The following is a 25,870-nucleotide window of genomic DNA, read 5'->3' on the forward strand; positions in this document are numbered from 1 at the left end:
TCCAATTTACCAGACTGCGCGTTTGAATCAAGCAAACACAGGGGCTACCTGAAAGGCTATGCCTCACTCTTTCAGTACAATCACCCTGAATTTTCGGGGAGTCAGACATACTTGTATGCAGAAATATTTCAAAATATCGAATGAGATTCACCAAGCTTAAGCGGTTAAATATCTATGCTGGAATGCTGGCTCTCTGTAACCCCGTCCGCAACCTGTCGCTGGTCTTGTTGAGACCCTACAAGCGGTACAGATCAAACTGACGGAACTCAGCTGGAATAGCACCGGGAAGTACAGTTACCTTTTGTACCGTTCCCGAATATGAATTCTTCGGGAGTTGAGCCAAAAAAAGCCGGTTAGCATTAGTCTTGGCTAATGCGAGTTGTATAAAATATGAAGTATCAAGCCAGATGAATCACATCGCCATATCTCTGGTTTTCTGTCATCTCTGAAACAAATCAAGGAACGACTCTGGGAGTTTTGTATGTCAGGAGAACAAGTCCGTAACCGCGCAGGTTTTGCGTGGTTTGGTAAGCTGAGTGCAAGTTGTCTTGTGGTATTGGCAATACTGGTGGTTACCAGCCTGCCCGATTCGGAAGCTGCCCCGCGTAGAAAACCCGTCCGAAAGAAACCGGCAGAGAAAAAAGAAGAACCGCTGCCGCCGCGTTTCATGGTCAAGTCGAAACCCGTCGATCCCGTGAAACAGGCTTCCGCCCTGCGTTCAGCTGAGGAAATCGATCGTCTGGTAGAAGCCAACTACAAGAAATACAACGTCAAACCCAATCCGATGACTGACGACGCGCAGTTTCTGCGTCGCATCTACCTGGACATTACGGGCACCATTCCCACCTACAGGGAAACCAAGTACTTCCTCGCTTCTCGCCATCCCGAGAAACGTCAGCGGCTCATCGACCGTCTGCTGGACAGCGATGGCTACGCCAGCCACTACTACAATTACTGGGCTGACGTTCTGCGTTATACCGACCGTCTGAACAACAACGTCGACGGTGCTCCCTACCGGCAGTGGATCAAACAGTCTCTGGCCGAAAATAAGCCCTGGGACAAAATGGTTTCTGAAATGATCACCGCCGAAGGTTTGATCTGGGAAAACCCCGCCACCGGCTACATGCAGCGTGATTCCGGTATGCCCCTGGACAACATGAATAACACCGTTCGAATTTTCCTGGGAACCCGCATCGGCTGTGCTCAGTGCCACGATCACCCCTTCGATCGCTGGAAGCAGAAAGAATTCTACGAAATGGCCGCCTTCACCTTTGGAACGTCAACACGTGCCAGCGGCGGTGACAAACGCTACTACATGGATGGCGATCCCAATCGTCGTCTCCGTAAAGAATACCAGGATCTCGATCAGGATGAAAAGGATCGTCGCCGCAATCAGGGACGATTCAACCGTATGATCCGGGTCAATATGATGGTCGTGAACGACCAGGCCAATCGCAAGATTCGTCTGCCCCACGACTATGCCTACAGCGACGCCAAACCGCAATCGGTTGTTGAGCCGAAAACAATCTTTGGTGAAGCCGTTGTCATGAAACCCGGAGAAACTCCCCGCGAAGCCTTCGCCCGCTGGATGGTATCCAAAAACAATCCACGTTTCGCCAAGACCATCGCCAACCGGCTCTGGAAACAGGCCTTTGGACGCGGACAGATCGAACCCGTCGATGACATGATGGACGATACCGTCGCAGAGAACCCCGAACTGATGAAGCATCTCGAAGCTGAGATAAAACGACTCAACTTCGACATGAAAGAGTACCTGCGAATTCTGTACAATACCAAAACCTATCAGCGGCAGGCCTCCACGGAAGATGTACCGCTCAGCGAGTACTACCACTTCCCCGGCCCGGTACTGCGTCGTATGACTGCAGAGCAGGCCTGGGATTCCTTCCTGACCCTGGCTGTCGTCAAACCGGAAGAATACCGCGAACTGCCTGCGGAAATGGAAACGGAAATCATTTCTGTCGATCTGAATAAGGCTTCCGCCCGGGAAGTCCTCGACGCAGATGAACAGAAACGGGAAGAGATTGACCGCACCCGTTACAAACGGGAAAAGAAGTACAAGTACAAAGGTCAGTTGCTGGCACGGGCCTCGGAGCTGCCGTCTCCCGTTTCTCCCAGCCACTTCCTGCGTACGTTCGGTCAGTCGGATCGCGAACTGATTTCAGCCTCCTCCGATAGCGGCTCAGTACCACAGGTCCTGTTCATGTTCAACGGTCCTGTGACCCACATGATGCTCGAAAAAGGCTCTACGATTTATAACAACGTGATTGAGTCCAAATCGCTCAAGGAAGGGATCGAAGTCGTCTTCATGACCATTCTGAATCGTTACCCCGACAGCGATGAACTCAAACTCGCGATGGAGGAAATCGAAACCAACGGCGCCGCCGGTTACGGAAACGTGATCTGGGCACTCGTGAATACTCGAGAGTTCCTGTTCATTCAGTAAAAACTTCCGCCGCGCCAGCACAGCCTGGCGCGGCTTTGACTCATTAAAAAACAACTTTTAAATAAATCAAAGGCATACTTATGCGAGACTTACTCTCAAAACTGGATGGACAGGGACGTCGGCAGTTTCTTGAATACGCGGCCAAATCCGCGCTGGGAGTCAGCGTGCTTCCGATGTTTAATAACATCGTAAACGCAGCTCCTGCCAAGAAAAAAGGTGACAAGACTCAAGGTAAAGGTGGCAAAGCCAAACGCCTGATCTATCTCTACATGGCTGGCGCCATGACGCACCTGGATACTTTCGACCTGAAACCGGGCCATAAAAACCAGGGAGAAACCAAGGGAATCAAAACCAACGTCGCCGGTGCCCAGATTTCGGAACACCTGCCGACCCTGGCAGAAAATTTCGACAAGATGGCCGTCATCAATTCCATGTACACGGAAACTGGAGCCCATGGTCCCGGGGAATACTTGATGCGGACCAGCTACAAGGAAATCGCTTCGACCCGGCACCCCAGCATGGGTCCCTGGATTCAGAAATTCAATGGACGTCAAAACAAGAACCTGCCGGATACCGTGCTCATCAGTTCGCCCGCACGGCACCCCAGCTCCGGCTTCTTCGATCCCTCTTTCAGCCCGCTGCCGATTGGCGATCCCAACCGGGGACTGGAAAATACTGACGCTCCTTCGTATCTCTCAGATAACTCCTTCGAAAAACGCATGAACCTGATCAACAAATTCGATCAGAAGTTTCAGAAGAAGTTTAAGAATGAAAGCGTTGTCGCTTACACCGACTTCTATTCACAGGCAACAAACCTGCTGTCCAGCGATGAGCTGAAAGCATTTGACCTGAATGAAGAAAAAGCCGAAGACCGGGACCGCTATGGTCGCAACTCCTTCGGACAGGGTTGTATGCTGGCCCGTCGTCTCGTGGAAAACAATGTCCGCTGCGTCGAAGTCACTTTCGGTGGCTGGGACATGCACCGCGACATCTATGATGATAACATCCTGCCCAACAAGACAGGTATCCTTGATAAAGCACTCGGAAATCTGCTTCAGGATCTCTCCGACCGCGGCCTGCTCGACGAGACCCTCGTTGTGCTCACCACCGAATTCGGTCGAACCCCGGTAATCAACCAGAATGCCGGCCGTGACCATCACCCCGGAGTCTTCTCAGCAGCTCTGATGGGTGGCGGCATCAAGGGTGGTCAATTCTACGGTAAATCGGATAAAGGTGGACAAAGTGTCGAAACGGACGGCGTACTTCCGGCTGACTTCAATGCCACCATCGCCACTGCCCTGGGACTTCCCATCGACAAGGAAATCTTCTCCCCCAACGGTCGCCCCTTCAAGGTGGCCCACGATGGCGATCCGGTACTGAAACTGCTCTAAAACAGGGCATTCCAACTGAAACCAGCAAACGGCTTCCTCTCGGGAAGCCGTTTTTTTTGCCTTGTAAAGAACATTCAGAAATCTGCTGAATTTGAAGAAAAATTGTAGACTCCCTGATTTTTCCTGCCTATGATCGAATACAGATCGTCTGGCAAAACGCGTTACCAAATCCTACCTGAATGACCAGCCAGACCAGTGTTATCAGTTAACTTGCCGACAGTTTGCCCCGTGAGTCCCCCCCGTGATCCTCATTGTTGCAGCCTGAGAAAGACTGAAAATGATAAGAGCCGCCGCCAGCTGTTGTCTACTTCCGCTTCGTATCTGCCTGGTGCTGATCGTCTGCACGACAACCGCGCTTCAGGCCGAAGACTGGCTGCAGCTGAAAGGGTCCCACACACACTCTGGCAACGTCGCTGACCGTAAAATCGAAACACCTCTCTCTCTCACAGCTGCGATCCCTCTGACCGATGCCCTGTTTACCTCGCCGGTCATCAGCCACAACAAAGTCTTCGTGATCGATGGCTCGGGCGTTGTCTTCGCCATAGATACGAAGACCAACAACGTCGTCTGGAAATTCGCAACCCGAGGCGGCGCAGGCAACTGTAATAATGTCGCTTCCCCTGCCGTCATTGATGACTATCTCCACGTCGGCACCACCGCTGGTTACTATTATGTATTGAATGTGAATGACGGTACCGTAGTCAAAGAAATCGACTGCCAGGAACCGATTTTCTCTGCCCCCGCCGTGAAAGATGATCGCGTTTACTTCGCCACGCTTGGTGCGCAGGTCTATGCCGTCAAACCGGCAGGTGACGTCATCTGGACCTGGGACTTCGTCAAAGAAGTCGTCGACTTCGACGGCAACCGCTGGAGCGGTGCTGACTGGCTCAAACACCGAAAAGACCGAGTCACCTGGCGCGATCACTTTGTCTGCTCGCGTGATATCTGTCTTACTGGAAACAGCATTGTCATCCCCGCCGGTGGTCGCACCGTTTTCCTTGAAGACACAGGGACCGCCCCCCGTCTGCAGGTCGTTGGCGAAATCCCCAAGTACGCTGGATCGGAGTACCCCGCAACCTTTGGGCAAAGTGCCGATGAAGCTGGCAACGTCTTCGTGCAGTGGCATCGCCGTGATAACGCGGGCCGTGTTGAAGTCATGCGACTGAAAGACGGAAAAATCGAAGCCGACTACGTCAAAGGAACTCAGACCTCGATTCGGGATCCCGGTCTGCTGAGCTTTGCTTCCGTCAGTATTCGGGGAAATGATGTCTACCGTGTGCGACCCGAAGCGGGACTCGGACTTTGTCGTCACAAACTCGATGACGAATCTACAGAAGTTCTCTGCGAAGCCCCCTCGGTTGCCTCTCCGGTCCTGACTGAAAAATATGCAATCTACGGTGGCCTGGACGGAAAACTCTATGTTGTCCCTCTTGCCGGTGGAGACGCTGTCACGTTCAGCACTGCATTCGACGCCCCGATCACCGCTTCGGTTGCGGTCGCCGATCAGAAAATCTACGTCCCCTGTGAAGATGGATATCTCTACGTCCTGCAGGCCGATGGTAAAACGCCAACCGAACAGTCTCCCCTGCCCGATCAGGACCTGCTGGTCTGGAAAATCCGCAGTCCCCTCACCGGTCCGCTGGCAGATCCCCAGTTTAACTGGTACACCAATTACGGCGACTTCGGGGGCACCAACGCCAACGAACAAGGCTTGAAGCCCCCCTTGAGAATGCGCTGGGCTCGTCGTCTGGAAGGGACGGTCAAACATCTGCCCGTCTGTGGCGGAGGTCGTCTTTATACCCACACCGCCGAAGGCCAGATCATTGCCTACGAACAGGACACCGGACGTCTGCTCTGGAGACGTTATTGGCCCGACGTTTACCTCTCCTTTACCTCCCCACTCTATATCAATGAGAAACTGCTGATTCCGCAGGCCGGTATCAAAAAATCCCGCATGCGCTGTCTTGATGCCGCTACGGGAGAGATGCTCTGGGAAGCCCCCTTTACGGGATCTCCCAGTTGGAGCCGCCAGTTCCCGCCCGTGGTACACGGTAACATCGCCATCTATGCTTCCGGCTCTGGAGAGTATGCTCCCCAGGGAACCGAGAAAGCCTTCACCTTTGGCGGCAAACCGGTTGAAACCCCCGATGGCCGCGAAGTGATGAGCTGGATCTATTCCAACGACAACCCCTACTACCCTAAAGATCACCGTCCCCGCATCTGGGCCTGGGATCTGGATACCGGTAAAGTCGTCTGGGAAAAAGATTTCTCCGAGTACGGACGCGGCGGCAACGACTGTGGCATCGCCATCCTGGACGGCAAGCTCTATTACTCGACCTTCTTCGGTTATGCCAGCAGTCAACGCAGACGCCGTGGCTTGCCCGTTGAAAACAACGGCATCACCGCCTGCCTGGATCCCAAAACAGGCGAAGTGATCTGGCTGACCAATAAGTATTATGTCACTTCGAAATGCACACTGAGCGCCCGCGACGGCCGGGTTTATATCGGCGGCTATAATCGCGCCAATGAAAGTACCCAGGACCGTTTCGTCTGGTGCTTGGATGCCAAAGATGGCTCCCTGGTCTGGCAGTCTGATGCCGTCACCTCTGCACTCAACGTGGTGACCGTTGGAAAGGATTACATTTTCTCCAATGCCCTCCGCGGCAAAGGAAATGTCTTCGACCATAAAACAGGCAAAGTCGTCAGCAGCATCGGTCACAACTATGCCTGTTGTCGTTTTACCCTCTCCGAACCTTATGTGCTCGGAGCCAACATGGACATGATTGACCTGTCTGACGAAGGCAAGCTGGTCTCGACGGGGCCCGCCATCGATTCGCGGGAGTGCCTGGGAGCCGTAGTCTCCAACGGACGGATCTTTTACACGTCGCAGGCCAGTGGATTTATCGTCTCCCAGACCTACGGCGAAGCGTCCCACAAACTGCCCGCGATCTGGGAACGCCCCTGAAATGACAGTTTCAGGCGGGGATCGAAGTGAAGAATTGATGAAGGAGTGTTTTTGAGACAAGCAGAAAAAAGGGCCGATCATTTGCACTCCGATTGACCAAAATTTAAAATTACCGCATACGTCAGTCGTGACGTATCGCCTGCATTGGCAGGGACACATTTTTTTCTCAAGCATTGGAAAACGAGGAGAAATACATGAAGAGACTGCTTTCACTTACAGTCGCATTGATGCTCGTTGCAGCTGGTTCTGTCAGCACTGCAGCAGAAGTTAAATCCGGAATCGAAGTTGGCAGCCGCGTCGGCGCCTACACAGTCAACGACTGTACCGGCCCCAATGCTGGAAAGTCTCTGTGCTATCGCTGCCAGTACGGCGGACGTCCTGTCGTGAACATCTTCGCTCGTGAAATGGACGGCAACGTTCAGGAACTGATCGCAAAAATCGACGAAAAAGTCGGCCAGAACCGCGACAAGAAAATGGCTGCCTTCGTTGTGCACCTGACCGACGATGCCGACAAGTCCAGCTCTGAGCTGAAGAAAATTGCTGACAGCAAGAAGATCAAAAACACACCGCTGACCAACTTCGAAGGTCAGGCCGGTCCTTCTTCTTACAAGATTTCCAAAGACGCCGACATCACCGTACTGATGTGGGTTAACAGCAAAGTCAAAGTCAATCACGCTTTCAAGAAGGGTGATCTGTCCAAAGACAAAATCGACACTCTCGTCAACGAAACTTCCAAGATCCTGAAATAAGGCTCCGGAAGAACCGTATATTGACTGAGCTGACCCCGCTTACCCTTCCGGGTGAGCGGGGTTTATAATTCCTGCCTTCTCCCGCCCGGAACGAATCCTCACATTTGTTAAAGGGGTCTCCATGTTTCTCTGTGCCAGGTCCGTTCGCTTTACCCTGCCTCTTATACTTACACTGTTGAGTTTCGCCCCCCGGCAAACACTCGCCGGCAGTTCCAGCAGCCTGCTCGACATTTCGACCGACGGCAAACTGCTTGCCTGCTCGAACCGAGACAGCGGAACGGTATCGATCATCGACCTGGACAAAAACAAAAAAGTACATGAAATCAAAGTCGGCCGGCACCCCGAGGGTGTCACCTTTCTGGGTGACACGCACAAGTTAGCGACCGCCGTCTACGATGAGGACGTCGTGGTCTTCCTCGATGCAAATACCGGCAAACAACTCGGACAGACAGAAGTCTTCGACGAACCCTACGGCATCGTCTCCACCTCAACAGGTGACAAGGTCTACGTGACACTGGATTATCCGGGCCGCATCGTAGAGATCAATACGAAAACCCAAAACGTCAGCAACGAGTTTTCAGTAGGCCAGCATGTCAAAGGCCTGGCAATTTCCAACGATGACCAGAGCCTGTTTTCCACCGAGTACTACACCGCACTGGTCCGTCAGACTGACGCAAAAACCGGTAAGACCATCGATGAATGGGAAGGTGGCAGCACAGACAATCTCGCTCGCCAAATCACCCTGCACCCCCGACGGGCCAAAGCGTATCTCCCACACATTCGCTCGCGAATTACTGTCGCCCACGGGGCAGGCTCGATCTTTCCCATCGTCTCTATCGTCGACACCAAACCCGCCGATGGCTCACGCCGCAAGAAGATTCCCATGGACTCCTTCCAGGGAGCCCGGGTTACTTCCAACCCCTGGGATACCGCGATTACACCCGATGGCAAAACCTTCTTCGTCGTCTTCGCCGGCACCGACGACATGTTCGTCTGCAATGTCATCGACGACGACTACCGCGAACTGACATTCCGGGCCCGGCTGAATCTGGGACATAATCCCCGCGGGGTCCGCGTCGCGCCCGATGGAAAAACCTTTTACATTTACAACGCACTCGATTTTAACATCGTCGCTTATGACACAGATACCCTGCAGAGAAGAGCCACGATCGCCGTTACCGAGAATCCACACAGCGAAGAAGTGCTCCTCGGCAAACGCCTGTTCTATACCGCGCTGCAGCCCATGTCGAGCCGCCTCTGGATCTCCTGCGCCAGCTGTCATCCCGATGGACAACCTGACGGCAAAACCTGGCACAACCCTGAAGGCCTGCGGAACACCCAGTCCCTGGCCGGTATGGCCTGGACGCACCCGATCCACTGGTCTGCAGACCGGGATGAAGTCCAGGATTTCGAGCATACCATCCGCGGCCCTCTGATGCAGGGACAGGGACTGGTCACCGGCAGAATCAATGAGTCCCTCAAAGCTCCCAATAAAGGTCTCTCACAGGCACTGGATGCCATGGCCGCCTATTCCAACACACATGAATTCACTCTCAGCCCTTACGCCAAACAAGGACTCAGCCCGGCTGCCCAACGGGGACGTGAGCTCTTCTTTTCGAAACAGACAAAGTGCGCCACCTGTCATTCCGGGCCCTTCTATTCCGATTCGAATCCCACCGATAAAATCATTCGACACAACGTGGGCACCGCCGTCGATAACCCCGGCGAACTGATGGGGCCCGAATATGACACCCCTACTCTGCTGGGCGTCTATCGCACCGCTCCCTATCTGTCCCACGGAAAAGCACAGACCCTCGAGGAAGTCCTGACCGTCTATAACCATGACGATCAGCACGGCGGTACCAGTCAGCTCTCCAAACAGGAACGGGCTGACCTCATCGAGTTTCTGAAAGCCCTCCCCTATGAAGACCCGGTCCCGCAGGCAGAAGCCGCCGGACTGGTGAGAGTCAACAAATAAACGCCCACGACACTTTAATTACACACCACGAAAGATCTGACGCATGTCATTTAAACCGCTTGTATTCGCGCTCTCACTTGCCCTTCTCTCCGCCTGCAGCCAGGAAACGCCGACTGCCGATTCCACACCGGAGGAGACACCTGCTGCTGAAACCGCTGTTGCAAAAACGGAATCACCGGCCCCTGCCATCCCTGGAGCCCAGACGTTCGCAGAGAACGGAGTGACCGCGGAAATCGCCAACTGGGATCAGGTACAGGAATTCGTTCAGAAACAAAAAGGAAAAGTCGTGGTCGTTGACCTCTGGTCCACCTGGTGCGAGCCCTGCATCGCCGAGTTCCCTCACCTCGTCGAACTGCAGAAAAAGTATCCCGAAAAAGTCGTCTGCGTTTCATACAACATGAATTACGACGGCAGTAAGGACTCCCCTCCCGAATCCAACAAAGAGGAGTTGATGGACTTCTACACCAAACACAATGCGGAGATCATCAACATCATCTCCAGCACCCCCGACATGGATCTATATGAGAAAATCGATCTCGCCTCGATCCCTGCGGCCTACGTATATGGCCCCGACGGGAAGCTGGCCAAACGCTTCGACAATGAAAAACAGGAATACGGGAAAGAGGGTTTCACTTACGATAAACACATCATTCCCTACATTGATGAAATGCTCAAACAGCCCGCAGAGTCTAAAGAGTAAACGGGCTCCCTCAACTCACCGATTCCGTCGTTGAGGAAGTCACTGCGGAAGTGCATTCTTCAGCGACAGAAGTCTCCACTTCTAATGGCTGCAATCCGCGCTGTTCCGCCAGTGCGTTGAACTGAGCAATCAATTTGAGCCCCACGGGAATTCCCGTCTGCAAACGCTCCTCCCGCTGCAAAGCCTCTGGCTCACCGGGATACAAGACTTTCTCCCCGGCCGCCAGCGGTTTCAAAGCCCCCCAGCGTTGAATGATCTCGGCAATGCGATCCTGGAACCCGGAGACGTCAGTGAATCGGCTGATGTCAATCGCGCCCACCAGGCCGCCCAGTAATCGTCGCTGAGAAAGATCGCCATACATTTTCGGGATATCTGGCCCAATCGGTGCACCGCCCAAAAGCGCACAGAGCACATCGATCAACAGCCCCAGACCGGAACCTTTAAACCCACCAAAGGGAAACAGGGCAGCGACCTCGTTCGGATCGGTCGTCACCTCCCCGTTGGCATCCAGGGCCCAGCCGCTTGGAATCGAAACCCCTTCCGTCGCAGCATTGGCCACCGTATTCCAGGGCGTGATACTCGTCGCCATATCCAGGCACAACGACTGCTCATTTTTTCCGGGTGCCGTAATGCAGACCGGGTTCGTCCCACAGAAGGGCTCAGCAGAACCGTGAGGCGTGACCATCGGATCTACGTGCGTAAACACAAACCCGATCATTCCCTCCCGGGCAATCCGCAAACCATAATAGGCCAGCGCACCGCAATGCGAAGAATTACAGATCGAAACCCAGCCGGCACCGGAGCCCCGCGCCAGCTCAACCGCATGGTCGGCGGCTTTCACCATCGCCAGCTGGCCCAGCCCATGATCGCCGTCGACCCGGCCCACGGCCTCACCCAGCGGCTCCCACTGCATCGTCGGCCTGGCGTTAATGCTCTGCAGCCTGATCCGCTCCAGGTAGTGCGGCAGTCTGGCCACACCATGCGAATCGATGCCGCGCAGATTCGATTCCACCAGCGAGTCTGCCACCAGCTCGGCTTCTTCCGGATGCAGATCCGCCTCGGTCAGTAACTGCAGGCAGAACTGCTTCAACCGAGTCGCATCGACCAACGCACTCTCAACTTCAATCTGTGGCAAAACACACCTCGTCTATCACTTTGTGCCCCGTATCAACCGGGACGCGAAATGTTCTCAGGAAAACAGGTCGTACATCACCTCGCCATGAATGTCTGTCAGCCGGAAATCCCGGCCGGCAAATTTGTACGTCAGCCGTTTATGATCCAGGCCCAGTAGATGCAGCATCGTGGCGTGCAGATCATGCACGTGGATCTTGTCCTTCACGGCATAATAACCATAGTCGTCCGTGGCACCGTACTGCAGGCCCCCTTTGATACCGCCTCCCGCCAGCCACATGGTATAGCCCTGCGGGTTATGGTCCCGGCCATCCGCTCCCTGGCTCACAGGGGTCCGACCGAATTCGCCTCCCCAAAGCACCAGCGTGTCTTCCAGCAGCCCCCGGGATTTGAGATCTTTAATCAGGGCCGCGATCGGCTGATCCACTTCCTGACAGTTCCGCGGCAACGCCGTCTTCAATCCGGAATGCTGATCCCACTTGTAACTGTGCGTAATCTGCACGAACCGCACGCCCCGTTCCGCGAACCGCCGCGCCATCAGACACTGCCGCCCGAAGTTTTTGGTCACGTCGTTATCCAGTCCATACATTTTCTGGGTCGCTTCCGACTCATCACTGATGTCCTGCAGTTCCGGGGCCGTCGTCTGCATCCGGTACGCCAGCTCGAACGAGTTGATCCGCCCCTCCAGCGCCGCATCGGGGCCCGCTTCACTCAAGTGCTCCCGGTTTATCTGTTGTAGAAAATCGAGTTCCTTCCGCTGCGTCGCCAGCGGCACGCCGCTCTTGTTTTTGATAAAGGGAATCAGCGCCTTGTCCGCAGGAATACTCGCATTGCCGATCGGCGTTCCCTGAAAATCGGCTGGCAGAAACGACGAACTGTAGGCATTCACACCTCCATGCGTCAGCGTCGGACAGACCGTGATAAAGCCGGGCAGATCCTGGTTCTCCGATCCCAGGCCGTAAGTGATCCACGAGCCCATGCTCGGACGCACAAACGTGTCACTTCCGGTATGCAGTTCCAGCAGTGCCCCGCCATGCCGAGAATTCGAACCGTACATCGAGTTGATAATACACAGGTCGTCCACGCAGCCCGCCACATGCGGAAACAGTTCGCTCACCCAGGCGCCGCTCTCGCCATGCTGCTTGAACTTCCAGGGAGAACCGAGCAGGTTACCCGTCTGGGCCGAGAAAATCTTGGGCTTATCAAAGGGGAGTGGCTTTCCGCTGTCTTTCTGCAGCTGCGGTTTGTAATCGAACGTATCCATGTGCGAAGGACCGCCGTGCATGAACAGAAAGATCACGCGTTTGGCTTTGGGCGCGAAGTGCGGCTGCTGCGCCAGCGACGCTCCGGCTGCCTGGCTTTCGCTCCCCAGCAGTCCCGCCAGTGCCAGACTGCCAAACCCGGCAGAACTCCGCCGCAGCATTTCCCGCCGCGAGATCCTGGCCTGTCCCTGATGATGATTTCCGTGTTTCATATCTCGTTCCATTTCCTACGGAGGGAATCTTCATTCCCGCAATGTTTTCCCTCAATCCAAAAACAGAAACTCGTTCGAAGAAATCAGCACCCGGCACAGGCTCTGCCAGGTCCGCTGCTCCTGCTCTTCCGGTTTCATCTTCAGCGGCTCGAGTTCCTGCCGATACTGATCCATGTAAGCCAGTGCCCGCGATACCTCTAACTCGCTCGCCGGTCGACTAAAAACCCGCTCGTAGACCAGCTTAACCTTCCCCGCCCGATCCAGGTGAGTCTCGTGTAGTACCTGCTCTGCAAAGTCGCTGGTTTGCTGCATGATGAAATCGCTGTTCATCATGAATAAGGCCTGCGGCGCAACCGTCGTATGTACCCGGTTCCCGGATAGAACACTCGGATCGGCAAAATCAAAGGCCTGCAAAACTTCATACAACGCACTTCTCACAATCGGCAGATAAACCGAACGCCGATTGGTCTGATACATCACAGGATTGACGTTACGCGTACTGGTGACATACTTCCGGTTCTCGACACCCAGCATCGAACCGCCCATCTCCAGGTCGAGATTGCCGCACACCTTCAGAATCGAATCCCGGATCGCCTCCGCTTCCAGACGCTTGCGATTCACACGCCACAACAGGCGGTTCTCGGGATCGCGTCCCGCCAGTTCGGGGTTGTACTCAGAACTCATCTGGTACGTTGACGAAAGCATGATCAGCCGATGCATCTCTTTGATCGACCAGCCCTGTTTCACAAACTGCACCGCCAGCCAGTCCAAAAGTTCCGGATGCGTAGGACGTTCTCCCAGTTTTCCGAAGTTGTCCGGCGTTCTGACCAGTCCGTCACCAAAGTGCCACCGCCAGATGCGGTTCACCATCACGCGTGCCGTCAGCGGATGCGAACCGCTGGTCAGCCACTCGGCCAGTTTCAGGCGACCGCTGTGCTGGTCATCGATGGGTGTCTGCTCTTCCCCCTCAATAATCTGCAGGAACTGCCGGGGAACCTCTTTCCCCAGCGTGAAATGGCTGCCCCGCAAATGCACTTTCAAGTTTTCCGGCTTCTGCTCGGAGACCGACATCGCCGTCGGGTAGACGGGCAAAGCCGCTTCCTGCTGTTTCTTCTGCTCACGCCGGGCAGTCAGTTTCTCTTGAGCCGGCGCTTCATACCAGGTCTCCCGATCTGAGGGTAAGGCAAATAGTGACTTCGCATCGGTCAGCATCTGCCGCAGCTTTTCCCGCTGTGGGTCAGGCAGTCCCTGCGCCTCTTTCCCGGCTTCCGTTTTCTGATAAGCCTCCCACTCTGCCAGCACTTCCTCGAATAGAGTACCGTAAAGTGCAGCAGCTTTCAAAATCCGCTCTTTCTCCGGAAGTTCATTCAATCCACTGAAGCGTACCCATTTGGGATTCAACGTTTCGGGCACCGATCCTGTTTGAATCAGATGATTCCAGATAGCAAATGGCGAGTCCTGGTCTTCAGCAGACTTTTTAATCAATGAAGCCCACTGCAGCGTCAGGCTCGAAACCAGATTCTCCGGAACCGGGATCTCAGCCAGCACTCCTCCGGGCTGCTCAGTCGCGGTGCGGGGCTCTGCAATCAATAGCTTATCAATATGCGGAAAGGGAATCTTGCTCTCCAGCCGCACCCGGTTCTTGCCCTGCTTGAGTGTATAGAAACCTTCCACCTTCCACTCTTGCGACTTGGGATACCAGCTGCCGGTCACCGCGCTGGCCGCATCTTTCTTGACCAGCTCACCGTTGATCGAAAGTTCCACCGGCCGGGACTGGGCCGCCGCATAGCGAATTTCCAGCTGATAGCGGCCGGTTTTCGGGACCTCAATTTCATACTCGGCAATGTTGGGGAGCGTCCCCTTGTTATAGATAACGCCAATCCCCTCGCCGTACCCGGTCGTCGCTTTCTTCACGTTACCGGTCTGAAAGTTTTCCGCTTCGACCAGGATTGCCGCATGCGACTTATAAGCACCGGGGTCGGCACCAATCGGACCGGTCGATTTCAACAGTTGATCGTGATAGTTTTTAATCGCAGACGCCAGCAGATATTCGCGGGACCGCTTTCGCGCTGCACTCAGAAACCGTTCATCCGCCTGTTTCACGATCTGCTTGATCTCAGCATCCAGCTTCGCGATCTGCTGTTGCTGCTGCTCCAGCGCCTGGATCTCTTCCGGACTGGCCAGCATCTGTTCCTGCCAGCGGGCGACCACCTTGAAGTTCTCCATCGTCTTTGTACTTTTGAAGATCCCCGCCAGTGAATAGTAGTCTTCAATCGGAATCGGATCGAACTTATGTGAATGGCAGCGGGCGCACCCCAGGGTCAGTCCCATGAAAGTCCGCCCCACAGTATCCAGCTGTTCGTCGATGATATCCATCTGCATTTTGACCTGGTCATCTTCGGCCAGCATCTTGGCCCCGATCGACAGGAAGCCGGTCGCAGTGATTTTCTCGGGACGGTTCTCCGCCCCTGGTTGATTTGCAAGAATATCCCCCGCCAGTTGTTCCTGCACAAACTGATCGAAAGGCTTATCCTGGTTGAAGGCGGCGATCACATAATCCCGATAGCGGAACGCGTTCGCATACGACAGGTTTTCATCGAGACCGTTCGAATCGGCATAGCGTGCCACGTCCAGCCAGTGCCGCCCCCAGCGTTCACCATAGCGCGGTGATGCCAGCAGACGGTCAATCACTTTCGCAAACGCATCCGGGGAATCGTCGGCCAGAAATGCTTGGACTTCCTTATTCGTCGGAGGGAGGCCGATCAGATCGAACGTCGCCCGCCTGATCAGTGTCCGCTTATCCGCGCGTGAGGCCGGCTCCGCGTCCGCCTGTTCCAGACGCACCAGCACAAACTGATCCAGCGGCTGCTGTGCCCACTCCCGGTTCCGGGTTTGTGGCACCGCAGGTTCCCGCGGCGGTTGAAAGGCCCAGAACTCCTGCTCCGCTTTCGTAAACAGCGGCCCCGTATCTCTCTCTGCTTCTTTGCGGATTTCCGAGATCGGTTTCGCGTTCGGCCAGTATGCGCCTGCTTCAACCCATTGAATCAGATCGGCAATCGCCTTCTGGCTCAGTTTATCTTTGAGGGGCATATGCAGCTGCCCGCTGTGCTGGACCGCGCTGATCAGCAGGCTCTCTTTCGGCTTGCCCGGCACCAGGGCAGGACCACGTTCGCCCCCTCGAATCAATCCTGACAGCGAATCGACACGTAACCCGCTCTCGATGGAATCTTCACTATGGCAGTCATAACATTCGGCAATCAGCAACGGACGAATCCGTTTCTCGAAGAATTCCGCCTGCTTCAGATCCGCTTCCGCCGCGATTAACGTACGTTTCTCGACCGCAGAAACGAGGCAGAAGAATCCAAATGCCAACAGCAACAGTCGTCTCATAGCTCAGCATCCTGGCACGCTTGTAATGTAACTGACAATACTTAGGCGCTTGATTGATTACACGGGAATGAAGCTTGGGTCGGAAGGATCAGCCTGACAGCAAACTGATTATATATAATATATAATCTATTCCAGGTGCACTTTCAACCACAGTCTGAAAGATCTTCGGCACTTTCTGAAATTGCTGGAATCTGCCTCAGTCCGCTCTGATGTGACAGCTGGTCCCCGTTCAGCAGAAACGCCGCGAAATCAATGTGCGACACGGCCCAGGATGACAACCGGTTATACCCTTTGCCGCGAACTGGAAAAGGGCAAACTGTTCAGCAAAAGACACCCTCTCCCCCAACGAAAAAAGCACACCCCAAACTGTTGAGGTGTGCTTTGAATTCAATCGATTGCATCGGCGGCAGCAGCGACCGTTACCGCTGAACTGCTCCATGTTCGGACTGCAACTGCTTCACGACAAAGTCCATCATCTGCTGCGCTTCACCCGAAGTCAGCGTATGGTTCGCATCGCGGAACAGCATCCGGATCGTCAGGCTCTTTGCCCCCTCTCCCACGCTCTCACCGACGAAGGTATCGATGCAGACCACGCTCTCCAGCTTCGGCTGCAGGCTGATCTCCCCTTCGCTCTCCTTGCGGGGTTCCGTCTCCAGATTCTCCACAGCAGCGGCGAAGGCATTCTCCAGTGACCGCTCGATCTCCAGGTAAGGCAGATCGACGGGTACCAGAATCGAAATATCGCGGGCAATCACCTGGGTCCGTGCCAGACCGGCGAACATCCGGGCCGGTCCTCTCCCCTTCAGCAGCGTTGAGATATCCAGCTCGAAACCATACAGGGGCACGCGTGCCCGGTCTTTGATTCCCAGGGCTCCCAGATCGATACGTCCCAGGGCCCCAATCCGCTCGCCGTCATGTGAAATCACGGCGAACTCTTCGACCCGATATCCCAGGGCCGGCTCTTCATTGGTGTAGGTGACCTGCTCGACTTCCAGATGTGCCAGCAGGTTTTCCAGCAGCCCCTTGGCACGCAGGAAGTCGATCTCGCTCTCCCGGGCAATCCAGGCAGCGTCATTGATCGGGCCGCCCAGTACACCGCCGACCATCCACCGTTCATCGTTTTCAGAATTGTTCTCGCGGAAGGTCCGGTCGATTTCGAAGAAGCGGAAACTGCTGGCCCCGCGGCGGGCATTTCGCTCTGCGACTTCCACCAGACTCCCCACCAGACTCTGACGCAGCGTCGTCATCTCTTTCGAAATTGGGTTCTGCACCTGAATCGATTCGCCTGGCCACTGGCTGAACGCCAGCGCGGTCTGTTCGGTCGTCAGCGGCGGAGTCCGGCTTTCCAGGAATCCGTTACCGGTCAGGAAGCTCGCAATTTTGCTTCGCAGCGTATCCGCTTCGGAATATCGCCCTTTAGTTGTAGTCGCCACCATTGGCTTCATTACGATACTGTCATAACGCAACAGCCGGGCCACATCCTCGGCCAGCACCACCGGATTATTCACATCCACCCGCCAGGTCGGCACCGAAATGGTCTTGTCGTCGTGCGTCATTTCCAGCTTGGACAGACAGTCCGTAATCTGCTGATTAGTAATCTCTGCCCCCAGGATTTTCGAAATACGTGGCGCATCCAGGGGGAACTGTGTCGGCTGTTTGACGTTCGGGTAACTGTCCGTCACGGGCGAAGCCGGTTTAGCTCCGGAGAGTTCCGGATCCTGTAGCAGCTCTGCAGCCCGGTTGAACGCGCCGCTCAGCATCCCGTTCGGATCGGTTCCCCGCTCGAAACGATAGGAAGAATCCGTGCTGATCTTCAGCTTGCGGGACGAAGTCCGGATGCAGACCGGATCGAAACAGGCCGACTCCAGCAGAATCCGCTTCGACTCATTCGTTGTCTGCGAATCCGCGCCTCCCATGATCCCGGCCAAAGCGATCGGTTTTTCGCCGTCGGCAATCACCAGCGGCTGCTCTTTGGCATCGACTTCTGTCTCATCCAGCAGCTTCAGGGTTTCGCCTTCTTTAATCCGGCGGACTTCGATCTTGTTCCCTTTCAGGCTGTCAAAATCGAAAGCATGCAGCGGCTGTCCCCATTCCAGCATCACGAAGTTGGTGATGTCGACCACATTGTTGATCGCCCGCAGACCGGCCGTCTGCAAACGGCTCTGCAGCCAGTGAGGCGACTTCCGCACCTGGACGCCGTCAAATACCTGGCATGTATAACGTGAGCAGAGTGAATCGTCGGCAATCTCAACAGCCACCGCATCACCCGCACCCGTAGAACTCAATTCACGGGCACTCGGATATTTCAATTCCATGTCCAGGACGGCAGCCACTTCGCGGGCCACACCGATCATCCCCAGGCAGTCGGGACGGTTCGGCAGTACCGAGACTTCCACCAGCGATTCTTCAATCGGAGCGACCGATGGCAGGCTGGCTCCCAGCGTGGCTTCGTCTTCAAAGACCTGCAGCCCCGTCGAACGGGCGATCAGCCCCATTTCACCGTCCAGGCAGATCATTCCCTGGGACAATGTCCCTTTAATCTTACCCTCGGAAATCAGGGCCCCGCTGGGCAGCTTCGTACCGGCCAATGCCACGGGCACACCCCAGCCCACTTCCACCGGATGCGCGGTCGCACAGATGATGGTAATCAGCTTCCCTTTTTCGATTTCCACTTGGCATTCGAACAGATGATCTGCACCCGCCAGCGGCTTCTTCTCCCGGATAAAACCGATCCGGATGGGCGCCAGGGCCTGGCCCAGGTGATGTTCTTCTTCGATTTCCAGCCCGACCGTCATCAGGGCATCCAGCAGTTCGCTCTCTTTGCAATCCGCCGACAGGTAATCGCGCAACCAACCAGTATTAATGTGCATCGTTTTCTCTCTATGCCAGAAAAATTACGTCAGTGAGTGTTCCGCAAGAATAATTAGAACTGACGTAAAAACGCTTCTTCGTTTTCATACATGTAGCGGATGTCGGTAATGCCGTGCCGGATCATCGCCATCCGGTCCAGACCCAGGCCAAAGGCAAAGCCCTGCCATTTCTCGGGGTCGACACCGCCGGCTTCCAGGACTTCGGGACGAATCATTCCCGCGCCCAGAATCTCCAGCCACTTCCCGTTGAACATCACATCCACTTCCGCGCTCGGCGTGGTGAACGGGAAATAACTCGGGCGGAACCGGAGCTGCACGTCGTCACCAAACAGACTGCTGGCCACCTGGTACAACACCCATTTCAGATCCGCAAAACTGATATTCTCATCAATGGCGATCACGTCCAGCTGATGGAAAATCGGAAAGTGCGACGCGTCTATCTCGTCCCGCCGGTAACAGCGTCCCGAGGTCATCGCCCGCAAGGGTGGCGGACCGAACTGCTTCATCGCCCGTGTCTGGAACGCCGACGTATGGGTTCGCAGCACGTTCCCTTTGGTGGTGTAGAACGAGTCGTGCATGTCCCGCGCGGGATGCCAGTCGGGCGTGTTCAAGGCATCAAAGTTGAAGAACTCCGATTCGACTTCCGGGTAATCGTCGTAACGAAATCCCAGACCAAGCAGAATCGATTTCACCTCTTCCATCGTCGCGATCAGCGGATGGCGGTGCCCCGGCAGCGTGCGTACGCCGGGCAGTGTCACATCGACCATCTCGAGGTCCGGCCCCGATTTCTCGCTGGCTTCCAGAGCCTCTTTGCGATCATTCAAGGCACCCTGAATTCGTTCTTTGACGCTGTTGAGCATCTTTCCGAATTCACGCTTCTCCTCGGGAGACAGCGATTTCAGTTCGGCCTGCAGGGCTCTCAGTTTTCCCTTTTTCCCCAGGTACTGGACACGCACCTCATCCAGCTCGGCAAGTGTTGTGGCAGCCGCCATACTCTCTACCGCTGCTTCGACCAGCGCGTCGTTGTTGTCAGCCATTATAATTCTTCAGGTTTTCAAAGTTCTCTAAGACTGGATTTCAGCACTTTACAGATTCGCAACAGGCACATATCTCAAGGATTGACAACGAGTTGCGCGCAAAGCCCACCAAAGCAAAGGATTGTACCGATTCCAGCGAAATTCTGCAACCACCCACAGCGGGGGCACTCGCGTCATCAGAACCCCTTAAACGCTTTCGGTTTAAGGGCTTTTGAACAGAATCGAGAAACATCGCAGGAATCCTTTCCCTGTGGACAGTCTTCAGAATGATCAGGTTCCCTCCTGTGATCGGTCCTGTTTAGCTGGTCATAATCTCATGTACGACTTCGCCGTAAACATCGGTCAGCCGGAAGTCGCGGCCCGCATAACGGTAAGTCAGCCGCTTGTGATCCATGCCCATCAGATGCAGCAGCGTCGCATGCAGATCATGGATATGCACCTTGTCACGCGTCGCATAGTATCCATACTCATCAGTCGCCCCGTGCACATGTCCCTTCTTCACCCCGGCTCCTGCCAGCCACATCGTGTATCCCTGCGGATTATGATCGCGGCCGTTCTTCCCCTGGGCGATTGGAGTCCGGCCGAATTCACCGCCCCAGACAACCAGCGTATCTTCCAGCAACCCGCGCTGCTTCAGATCCGCCAGCAGACCGGCGATCGGCTTGTCGACCTGTTGCGAGTTCCGTTCGTGACCACTCTTGAGTCCACTGTGCTGATCCCAGCGATTGTTCCCCAGCGCGACTTCAATGTAACGCACGCCCGCCTCGGCGAACCGTCGCGCCATCAGACACTGACGCCCGAAGTTCTCCGTCGTCTTATCATCGATCCCATACAGTGCGTGCGTCTCTTTCGTCTCCGCACTCAAATCCATCAGCGTGGGCACTTCTGACTGCATCCGGAAAGCCAGCTCGTAGGAGTTAATCACCCCTTCGATCTCATTATCGACTTTAACCTCTTTCAGATGCCGTTCGTTCATCGCCTGCAGTAAAGACAGCTGTTTCCGTTGCTCGAGGGCCGACGTGCTGTTGTTTGCCAGGAACTTGATCTGCGCCTCTTTCGCTTTGGTATCCGCATCGCCAATCGCCGTCCCCTGGAAAACCGCAGGTAGAAACGCGCTCCCGTAATTCCGCACGCCCCCATGCCCCCGTGAAGGACAGATCGAAATGAACCCGGGCAGATTATTGTTCTCGGTCCCCAGTCCATACACCATCCACGAGCCGACCGAAGGACGCACCAGGCTGTCCGAACCGGTATGCAGCTTCATCACCGCCTGCCCATGCGACTGGCCGTTGGTGTGCATCGAATTGATCACGCACAAATCGTCCGCATGCTCCGCCACGTTATCAAACAGTTCCGAAATCCACAGGCCACTCTCTCCCCGCTGCTTGAACTTCCAGGGAGACTTCATCAGCCGCAGATTATCCCGCGATGACTGATCGATATTTTTCGCCGCCTTGAAAGGCAGACGCTGACCATCCTCCTTATTCAACCGGGGCTTATAGTCGAACGTATCCACGTGGCTCGGTCCGCCATGCATGAATAGAAAGATCACCCGCTTCGCCCGCGGCGTAAAATGCGGCTCCTTCGACGCGAGCGGCGACGCACTCTTGAGCGCCGCTTCCGCACTTAAGCCCGCCAGGGCCATATATCCGAAACCGCAAGCCGAAGACTTCAACATCTGACGTCGGGAGAAATTCAGTGAATCCATAGCCTATCTAACTCTCTCTATAACAGTAAACCAACTCGAAACTCAGGTTTCAGTTGTCAGTCTAATTCAAAAAGCGAAACTCGGTCGAAGCAAACAGAATCTGACAGTACGAAGCCCACGCTTTCTGACGGGCCTGATTCTTGTCGTCATTCTCTTTCAGATTCAGCCCGAACAGCGAATCGATGTACTGCAGTGCCTCGGACTGCTCTTTGTCACTTGCCTCGCGTCCCAGGCAGGTCAGGTACAATTGTGAGATCCGCTCGCGATCACTCTGTTGTTCGTCTTTCAAAATCCGCTCGGCGGTTGCTTCCGCCTGGGAGATCACAAACGGGCTGTTCATCATAAACAGCGCCTGGGCGGGCACCGTGGTGACCGATCGATTCCCCACCAGCATTTCCGGGGCGGGAAAATCAAACACAGTCAGCGCGGAAGGCACACTCCCCCGCACAATCGGCAGATAAACGCTCCGGCGAAACTCGCTCGGATTCGACCCCAGCTTTTTATTACTGTTTGGGTTGATCGCCTGCTCCGGATAATCGGAGACCACCGAACCGCCCATCGTCAAATCCAGTTTCCCGGAAACCGTCAATACCGAATCACGAATGCTCTCTGCTGACAACCGTCTGCGGTTCATCCGCCATACCAGGTGGTTACCCGGATCTTTCTGATACTTGTCTGCACTGAAGTCCGAACTCATCCGGTAAGCACTGCTCACCATGATCTCGCGAATCAGCGTCTTCATCGACCAGCCCTCCGAAACGAACCGCTGCGCGAGGTAGTCCAGAAGTTCCGGATGCGTTGGCTGCTCGCCCAGGTGGCCGAAGTTATCGACGCTCCGCACCAGGCCGTTGCCAAACAGATGCTTCCAAATCCGGTTCACCATCACACGGCTCGTCAGCGGATTCTGCGAACGGCTCAGCCACTCCGCCAGTTCCAGGCGTCCACTCTGTTTCGGACTCACCGCGGGCTGCTCTTTCAAAGTTGCAATCGTCAGGAAGCCTCGATCAACCTTATCACCCAGTTGGTGAATATTCCCCCGCCGGGCAATCCGATAATCCGCAGGGTCCGGCTGCTCACCCACTGCCAGTGCCATCGGTGCGGGCGGCGGTGCGTTCTCTTTCAACTTCTTAAGGTCCGCCTTCAACTGCTGCACACGCGCCTGTAACGTTTCAACCTTTTTCTCATGTGTCGCTGCAGCAGCCCCGCCAGTTGGCTTCTGCGCCACCAGCACGTCTCGCTGCTTTGGCAACTTGAACTGCGGCAGGAACTGCATGGCATCGACAATCACGTAGCCGTACGTGTCTTTGTTGGTAACCTCGACGTAACCGGCTTCCCCGGCCGCAAACTCAAACGTCCCCAGCGAAGTGAAGATCCCGTCGATCGGCCCCGACTTCGTCTGATCGACGTAAACCGTCTTCGCCCCCTGTAACGAATGAATCGTCACCGGCGTCCGTTTCGCGCGACCTCGGTTTGCTGGAAAGGCAAAGCGGACTTCATACTTCCCGGCGGCCGGCAGATCAGGAGTGAACCGAATCGACTTCTTCCCCTGCCCTTCATTCAAGTCGTGCACATAACCGACCCCCAGGTAATTCTTGGAATAGGTGGATTCCTTCCAGGCCCCGGTCTTCTGCGCCTGGGCATCATCGACGACAATCCCCGCCAGTGCTTCCAGTTTGGTCTGCTGTGGGGTTCCGCCCTGCAGTTTCTTCAAGGCTTCGGAATCGTCCTTCAACTCGGTTTCCAGCTTTGCCAGGTCGGCTTCATATTTCTTGATCGCAGCCGCATGTTCCGGCTTGATCGGCAGCGGCCGCGTCATCCAGCCCGAGACGAACTGGTTATTCAGACGATTGCCGTGCACCGTCTCCGTACTGCGGAAGATCCCCGCCAGTGCGTAATAATCGGTCATCGGAATCGGATCAAACTTATGATCGTGACAGCGGGCACATCCCAGGGTCATCCCCATAAACGCCCGGCCCGTCACATCGATCTGCTCGTCGACCACATCCATTCGCAGCTTTTCTTTATCCCGCTCGCTGAGCATTTTCGCGCCCATCACCAGGAAACCAGTCGCCACAATATTCCGCGTCCGCTCGGCATCGTTTTCGTAAGGCAGCAGATCGCCGGCAATCTGCTCGCGGATGAACTCATCGTATGGCTTATCTTCGTTGAACGCCTGGATGACATAATCCCGGTACCGCCACGCATTGTAAAACGTGAGGTTAATATCCAGCCCGTTCGAATCCGCATAGCGGGCCAGATCCAGCCAGTGACGCCCCCATGTCTCCCCGAAACGAGGCGAATCCAGCAGCCGATCGACCAGATGCTCGTACGCCTGCGGCGATGGATCGTTCACAAACTCCTGAATCTGTTGCGGCGTCGGTGGCAGTCCCGTCAGATCAAAATAAACCCGACGCACCAGCGTACGTCGATCTGCTGCCGCTGCCGGCTGCATCGACTTCGCTTCCAGCCGATTCAGAATGAACCGGTCCACATCATTTCGCGGCCAATCCTGTTGTTTGACTTTAGGAACCTCGGGACGAGTCAACGGACGAAACGACCAGAACTCACGTTCCTTGTCAAAATCAAATCCCTGATCAGCGTTGACTTGCTTACGGGCAGGCACATCTCCCTTCCGTGGATCGGGTGCCCCCATCTGAATCCATTTCCGGAAGTCGGCGATCACTGCTACGGGCAACTTCTCATCCGGCGGCATCGCGTAAAAATCGGGATCATGTTCCAGCGCCTGCAGAATCAGACTCTGTTTGACATTTCCCGGCACGACCGCTTTCCCGGAATCGCCCCCCTGCAACATCCCCGCGCGACTGTCCAGCACAAACGACGCACTCTCGGGATCAGGTTCCCCCGAATGGCAATCGTAACAGTGCTCCACCAGTACCGGGCGGATCTTGTTTTCAAAAAATTCAATGCCCGCCTGTGGTGAGACCTTCGTTACAGACACCTTGTCAGCGGCACGGGAATCCGTCACCAGCACAGCGGAAGATACGAGGAGTGTCAGGCAGGAGGAAATCAGGAAAGAACGCAAGGGAGTTCTCCTTCTCGAAGCTTTTAATGATGAACGCACTCAATACGCTTTGGGAAAGCAGACTCTGATGGATTGATTCAGACCGGGAGGGATGGAGAGACGTTAAAAGGGCCTGAATTTCAATCATCGTCGATTATAAACCCACACAGGCACTCGATGAACTAAATAACAACGCATTTTGATACTTTTACTCGTATTCCCCCCGAAAAATCCATTTCGTCCCTCTTCCAGACCGGAATTTCATCCACACAACTTCCTATTTCCGCCACATCAACAACAACCGCTTTTTATTAACGAAATAAATAAACAAGACTTCAAAAAACACGTGTGAAGTGTATCCCATTTTCAACGCTTCAATGGTCTGCATTGTCTCCTGCTGATCATGCTCTCAGTTCAGCTTGCCCACCACTGAAGACCAGCTGCACTTGCTGCATAAACTGGACTTGATCGTCACTCTCCGAATCGTATTCTTGTGCAATTGTGCTTCGCGCGCGAGGCGGGTGATGCGTGCACCGAAACACGGACCACAACTGACTCAGATGCACCTGAATCAGCGTCGATTTTTCCAGTTTTTCACCAGAACAAACATCACAGGTTCGCAATGTCCCGTCCATTTTCAAATCATCTCGCAGCACACTCAACGCATTTCGACACAGACTCACTGCAAACTCAACACACCTCACCCCACACTCAATACACGATTCCCCCTTGACCCCCACACGCCATTACACAAAATCATCAATACAGGAAACCACAACCAAAACCAGAGTCCCCAAATCAAGAATAAACCCGAATGCCATTCGGCCCGAGCACAACGAGCAGGAAACGGAATGAGCAACCACCCTAATAGAAAAACCGCACCTCACCATAAACGCAGGGGCGGTGCCCACGTGCCCACCCACCTCGTGACTCACGAACTCAAATACCATTTACCATGGTTCCCGAATCCGACAATCATACCCATCGGCTC

General features: G+C 55.0%; 13 protein-coding genes. 6 read left to right on the forward strand and 7 right to left on the reverse strand.

Translation table 11 applies throughout. The annotated features are described in order from the left end of the window. Positions 1–481: 481 nt before the first annotated feature. The 6 genes from FYZ48_RS01580 (at position 482) to FYZ48_RS01605 (ending at position 10,247) form a co-directional block, all read left to right on the forward strand. Complete coding sequence (locus tag FYZ48_RS01580; RefSeq protein WP_149336821.1) at positions 482–2,464, forward strand: DUF1549 domain-containing protein; 1,983 nt, start codon at positions 482–484, stop codon at positions 2,462–2,464. Between the two features lie 80 nt (positions 2,465–2,544). Further along, positions 2,545–3,855 carry a DUF1501 domain-containing protein gene (locus FYZ48_RS01585; protein WP_149336823.1) on the forward strand — a complete coding sequence of 437 codons (1,311 nt, stop codon included), beginning with the start codon at positions 2,545–2,547 and terminating at the stop codon, positions 3,853–3,855. A 277-nt stretch (positions 3,856–4,132) separates the two neighbouring features. Beyond that, entirely contained in the window at positions 4,133–6,820 is a 2,688-nt protein-coding gene (locus FYZ48_RS01590) for an outer membrane protein assembly factor BamB family protein (RefSeq protein ID WP_149336825.1), read from the forward strand. Between the two features lie 194 nt (positions 6,821–7,014). Further along, positions 7,015–7,569 carry a hypothetical protein gene (locus FYZ48_RS01595; protein WP_228030537.1) on the forward strand — a complete coding sequence of 185 codons (555 nt, stop codon included), beginning with the start codon at positions 7,015–7,017 and terminating at the stop codon, positions 7,567–7,569. A gap of 121 nt (positions 7,570–7,690) precedes the next feature. Further along, positions 7,691–9,547 carry a beta-propeller fold lactonase family protein gene (locus tag FYZ48_RS01600; protein WP_149336827.1) on the forward strand — a complete coding sequence of 619 codons (1,857 nt, stop codon included), beginning with the start codon at positions 7,691–7,693 and terminating at the stop codon, positions 9,545–9,547. 43 nt (positions 9,548–9,590) lie between these two features. Next, entirely contained in the window at positions 9,591–10,247 is a 657-nt protein-coding gene (locus tag FYZ48_RS01605) for a TlpA family protein disulfide reductase (RefSeq protein WP_149336830.1), read from the forward strand. 10 nt (positions 10,248–10,257) lie between these two features. Here FYZ48_RS01605 and FYZ48_RS01610 read toward each other — a convergent pair whose 3' ends face one another. The 7 genes from FYZ48_RS01610 to FYZ48_RS01640 all read right to left on the reverse strand — a co-directional run bounded on the left by FYZ48_RS01610 (position 10,258) and on the right by FYZ48_RS01640 (position 24,900). Then, positions 10,258–11,382: an Ldh family oxidoreductase gene (locus FYZ48_RS01610; protein ID WP_149336832.1), complete on the reverse strand. Its 1,125-nt coding sequence runs from the start codon at positions 11,380–11,382 to the stop codon at positions 10,258–10,260. A 54-nt stretch (positions 11,383–11,436) separates the two neighbouring features. Next, positions 11,437–12,852 (reverse strand): DUF1501 domain-containing protein, encoded by a 1,416-nt coding sequence (locus tag FYZ48_RS01615; RefSeq protein ID WP_149336836.1) that lies wholly within the window; start codon positions 12,850–12,852, stop codon positions 11,437–11,439. Positions 12,853–12,903: 51 nt separating this feature from the next. After that, complete coding sequence (locus FYZ48_RS01620) at positions 12,904–16,242, reverse strand: DUF1553 domain-containing protein (protein ID WP_149336840.1); 3,339 nt, start codon at positions 16,240–16,242, stop codon at positions 12,904–12,906. A gap of 419 nt (positions 16,243–16,661) precedes the next feature. Further along, on the reverse strand, positions 16,662–19,112 hold the full coding sequence (pheT, locus tag FYZ48_RS01625) for a phenylalanine--tRNA ligase subunit beta (RefSeq protein WP_149336844.1): 2,451 nt from the start codon (positions 19,110–19,112) through the stop codon (positions 16,662–16,664). A 53-nt stretch (positions 19,113–19,165) separates the two neighbouring features. Next, entirely contained in the window at positions 19,166–20,149 is a 984-nt protein-coding gene (gene pheS, locus FYZ48_RS01630; RefSeq protein ID WP_149336848.1) for a phenylalanine--tRNA ligase subunit alpha, read from the reverse strand. A 298-nt stretch (positions 20,150–20,447) separates the two neighbouring features. Continuing rightward, positions 20,448–21,857 carry a DUF1501 domain-containing protein gene (locus FYZ48_RS01635; protein ID WP_149336851.1) on the reverse strand — a complete coding sequence of 470 codons (1,410 nt, stop codon included), beginning with the start codon at positions 21,855–21,857 and terminating at the stop codon, positions 20,448–20,450. Between the two features lie 61 nt (positions 21,858–21,918). Next, positions 21,919–24,900, reverse strand: coding sequence for a DUF1553 domain-containing protein (locus FYZ48_RS01640; RefSeq protein ID WP_187781825.1), 2,982 nt, complete (start codon positions 24,898–24,900; stop codon positions 21,919–21,921). Between the last annotated feature and the right edge of the window lie 970 nt (positions 24,901–25,870).

The organism is Gimesia chilikensis (assembly GCF_008329715.1).
Taxonomy (GTDB): Bacteria; Planctomycetota; Planctomycetia; order Planctomycetales; family Planctomycetaceae; genus Gimesia; species Gimesia chilikensis.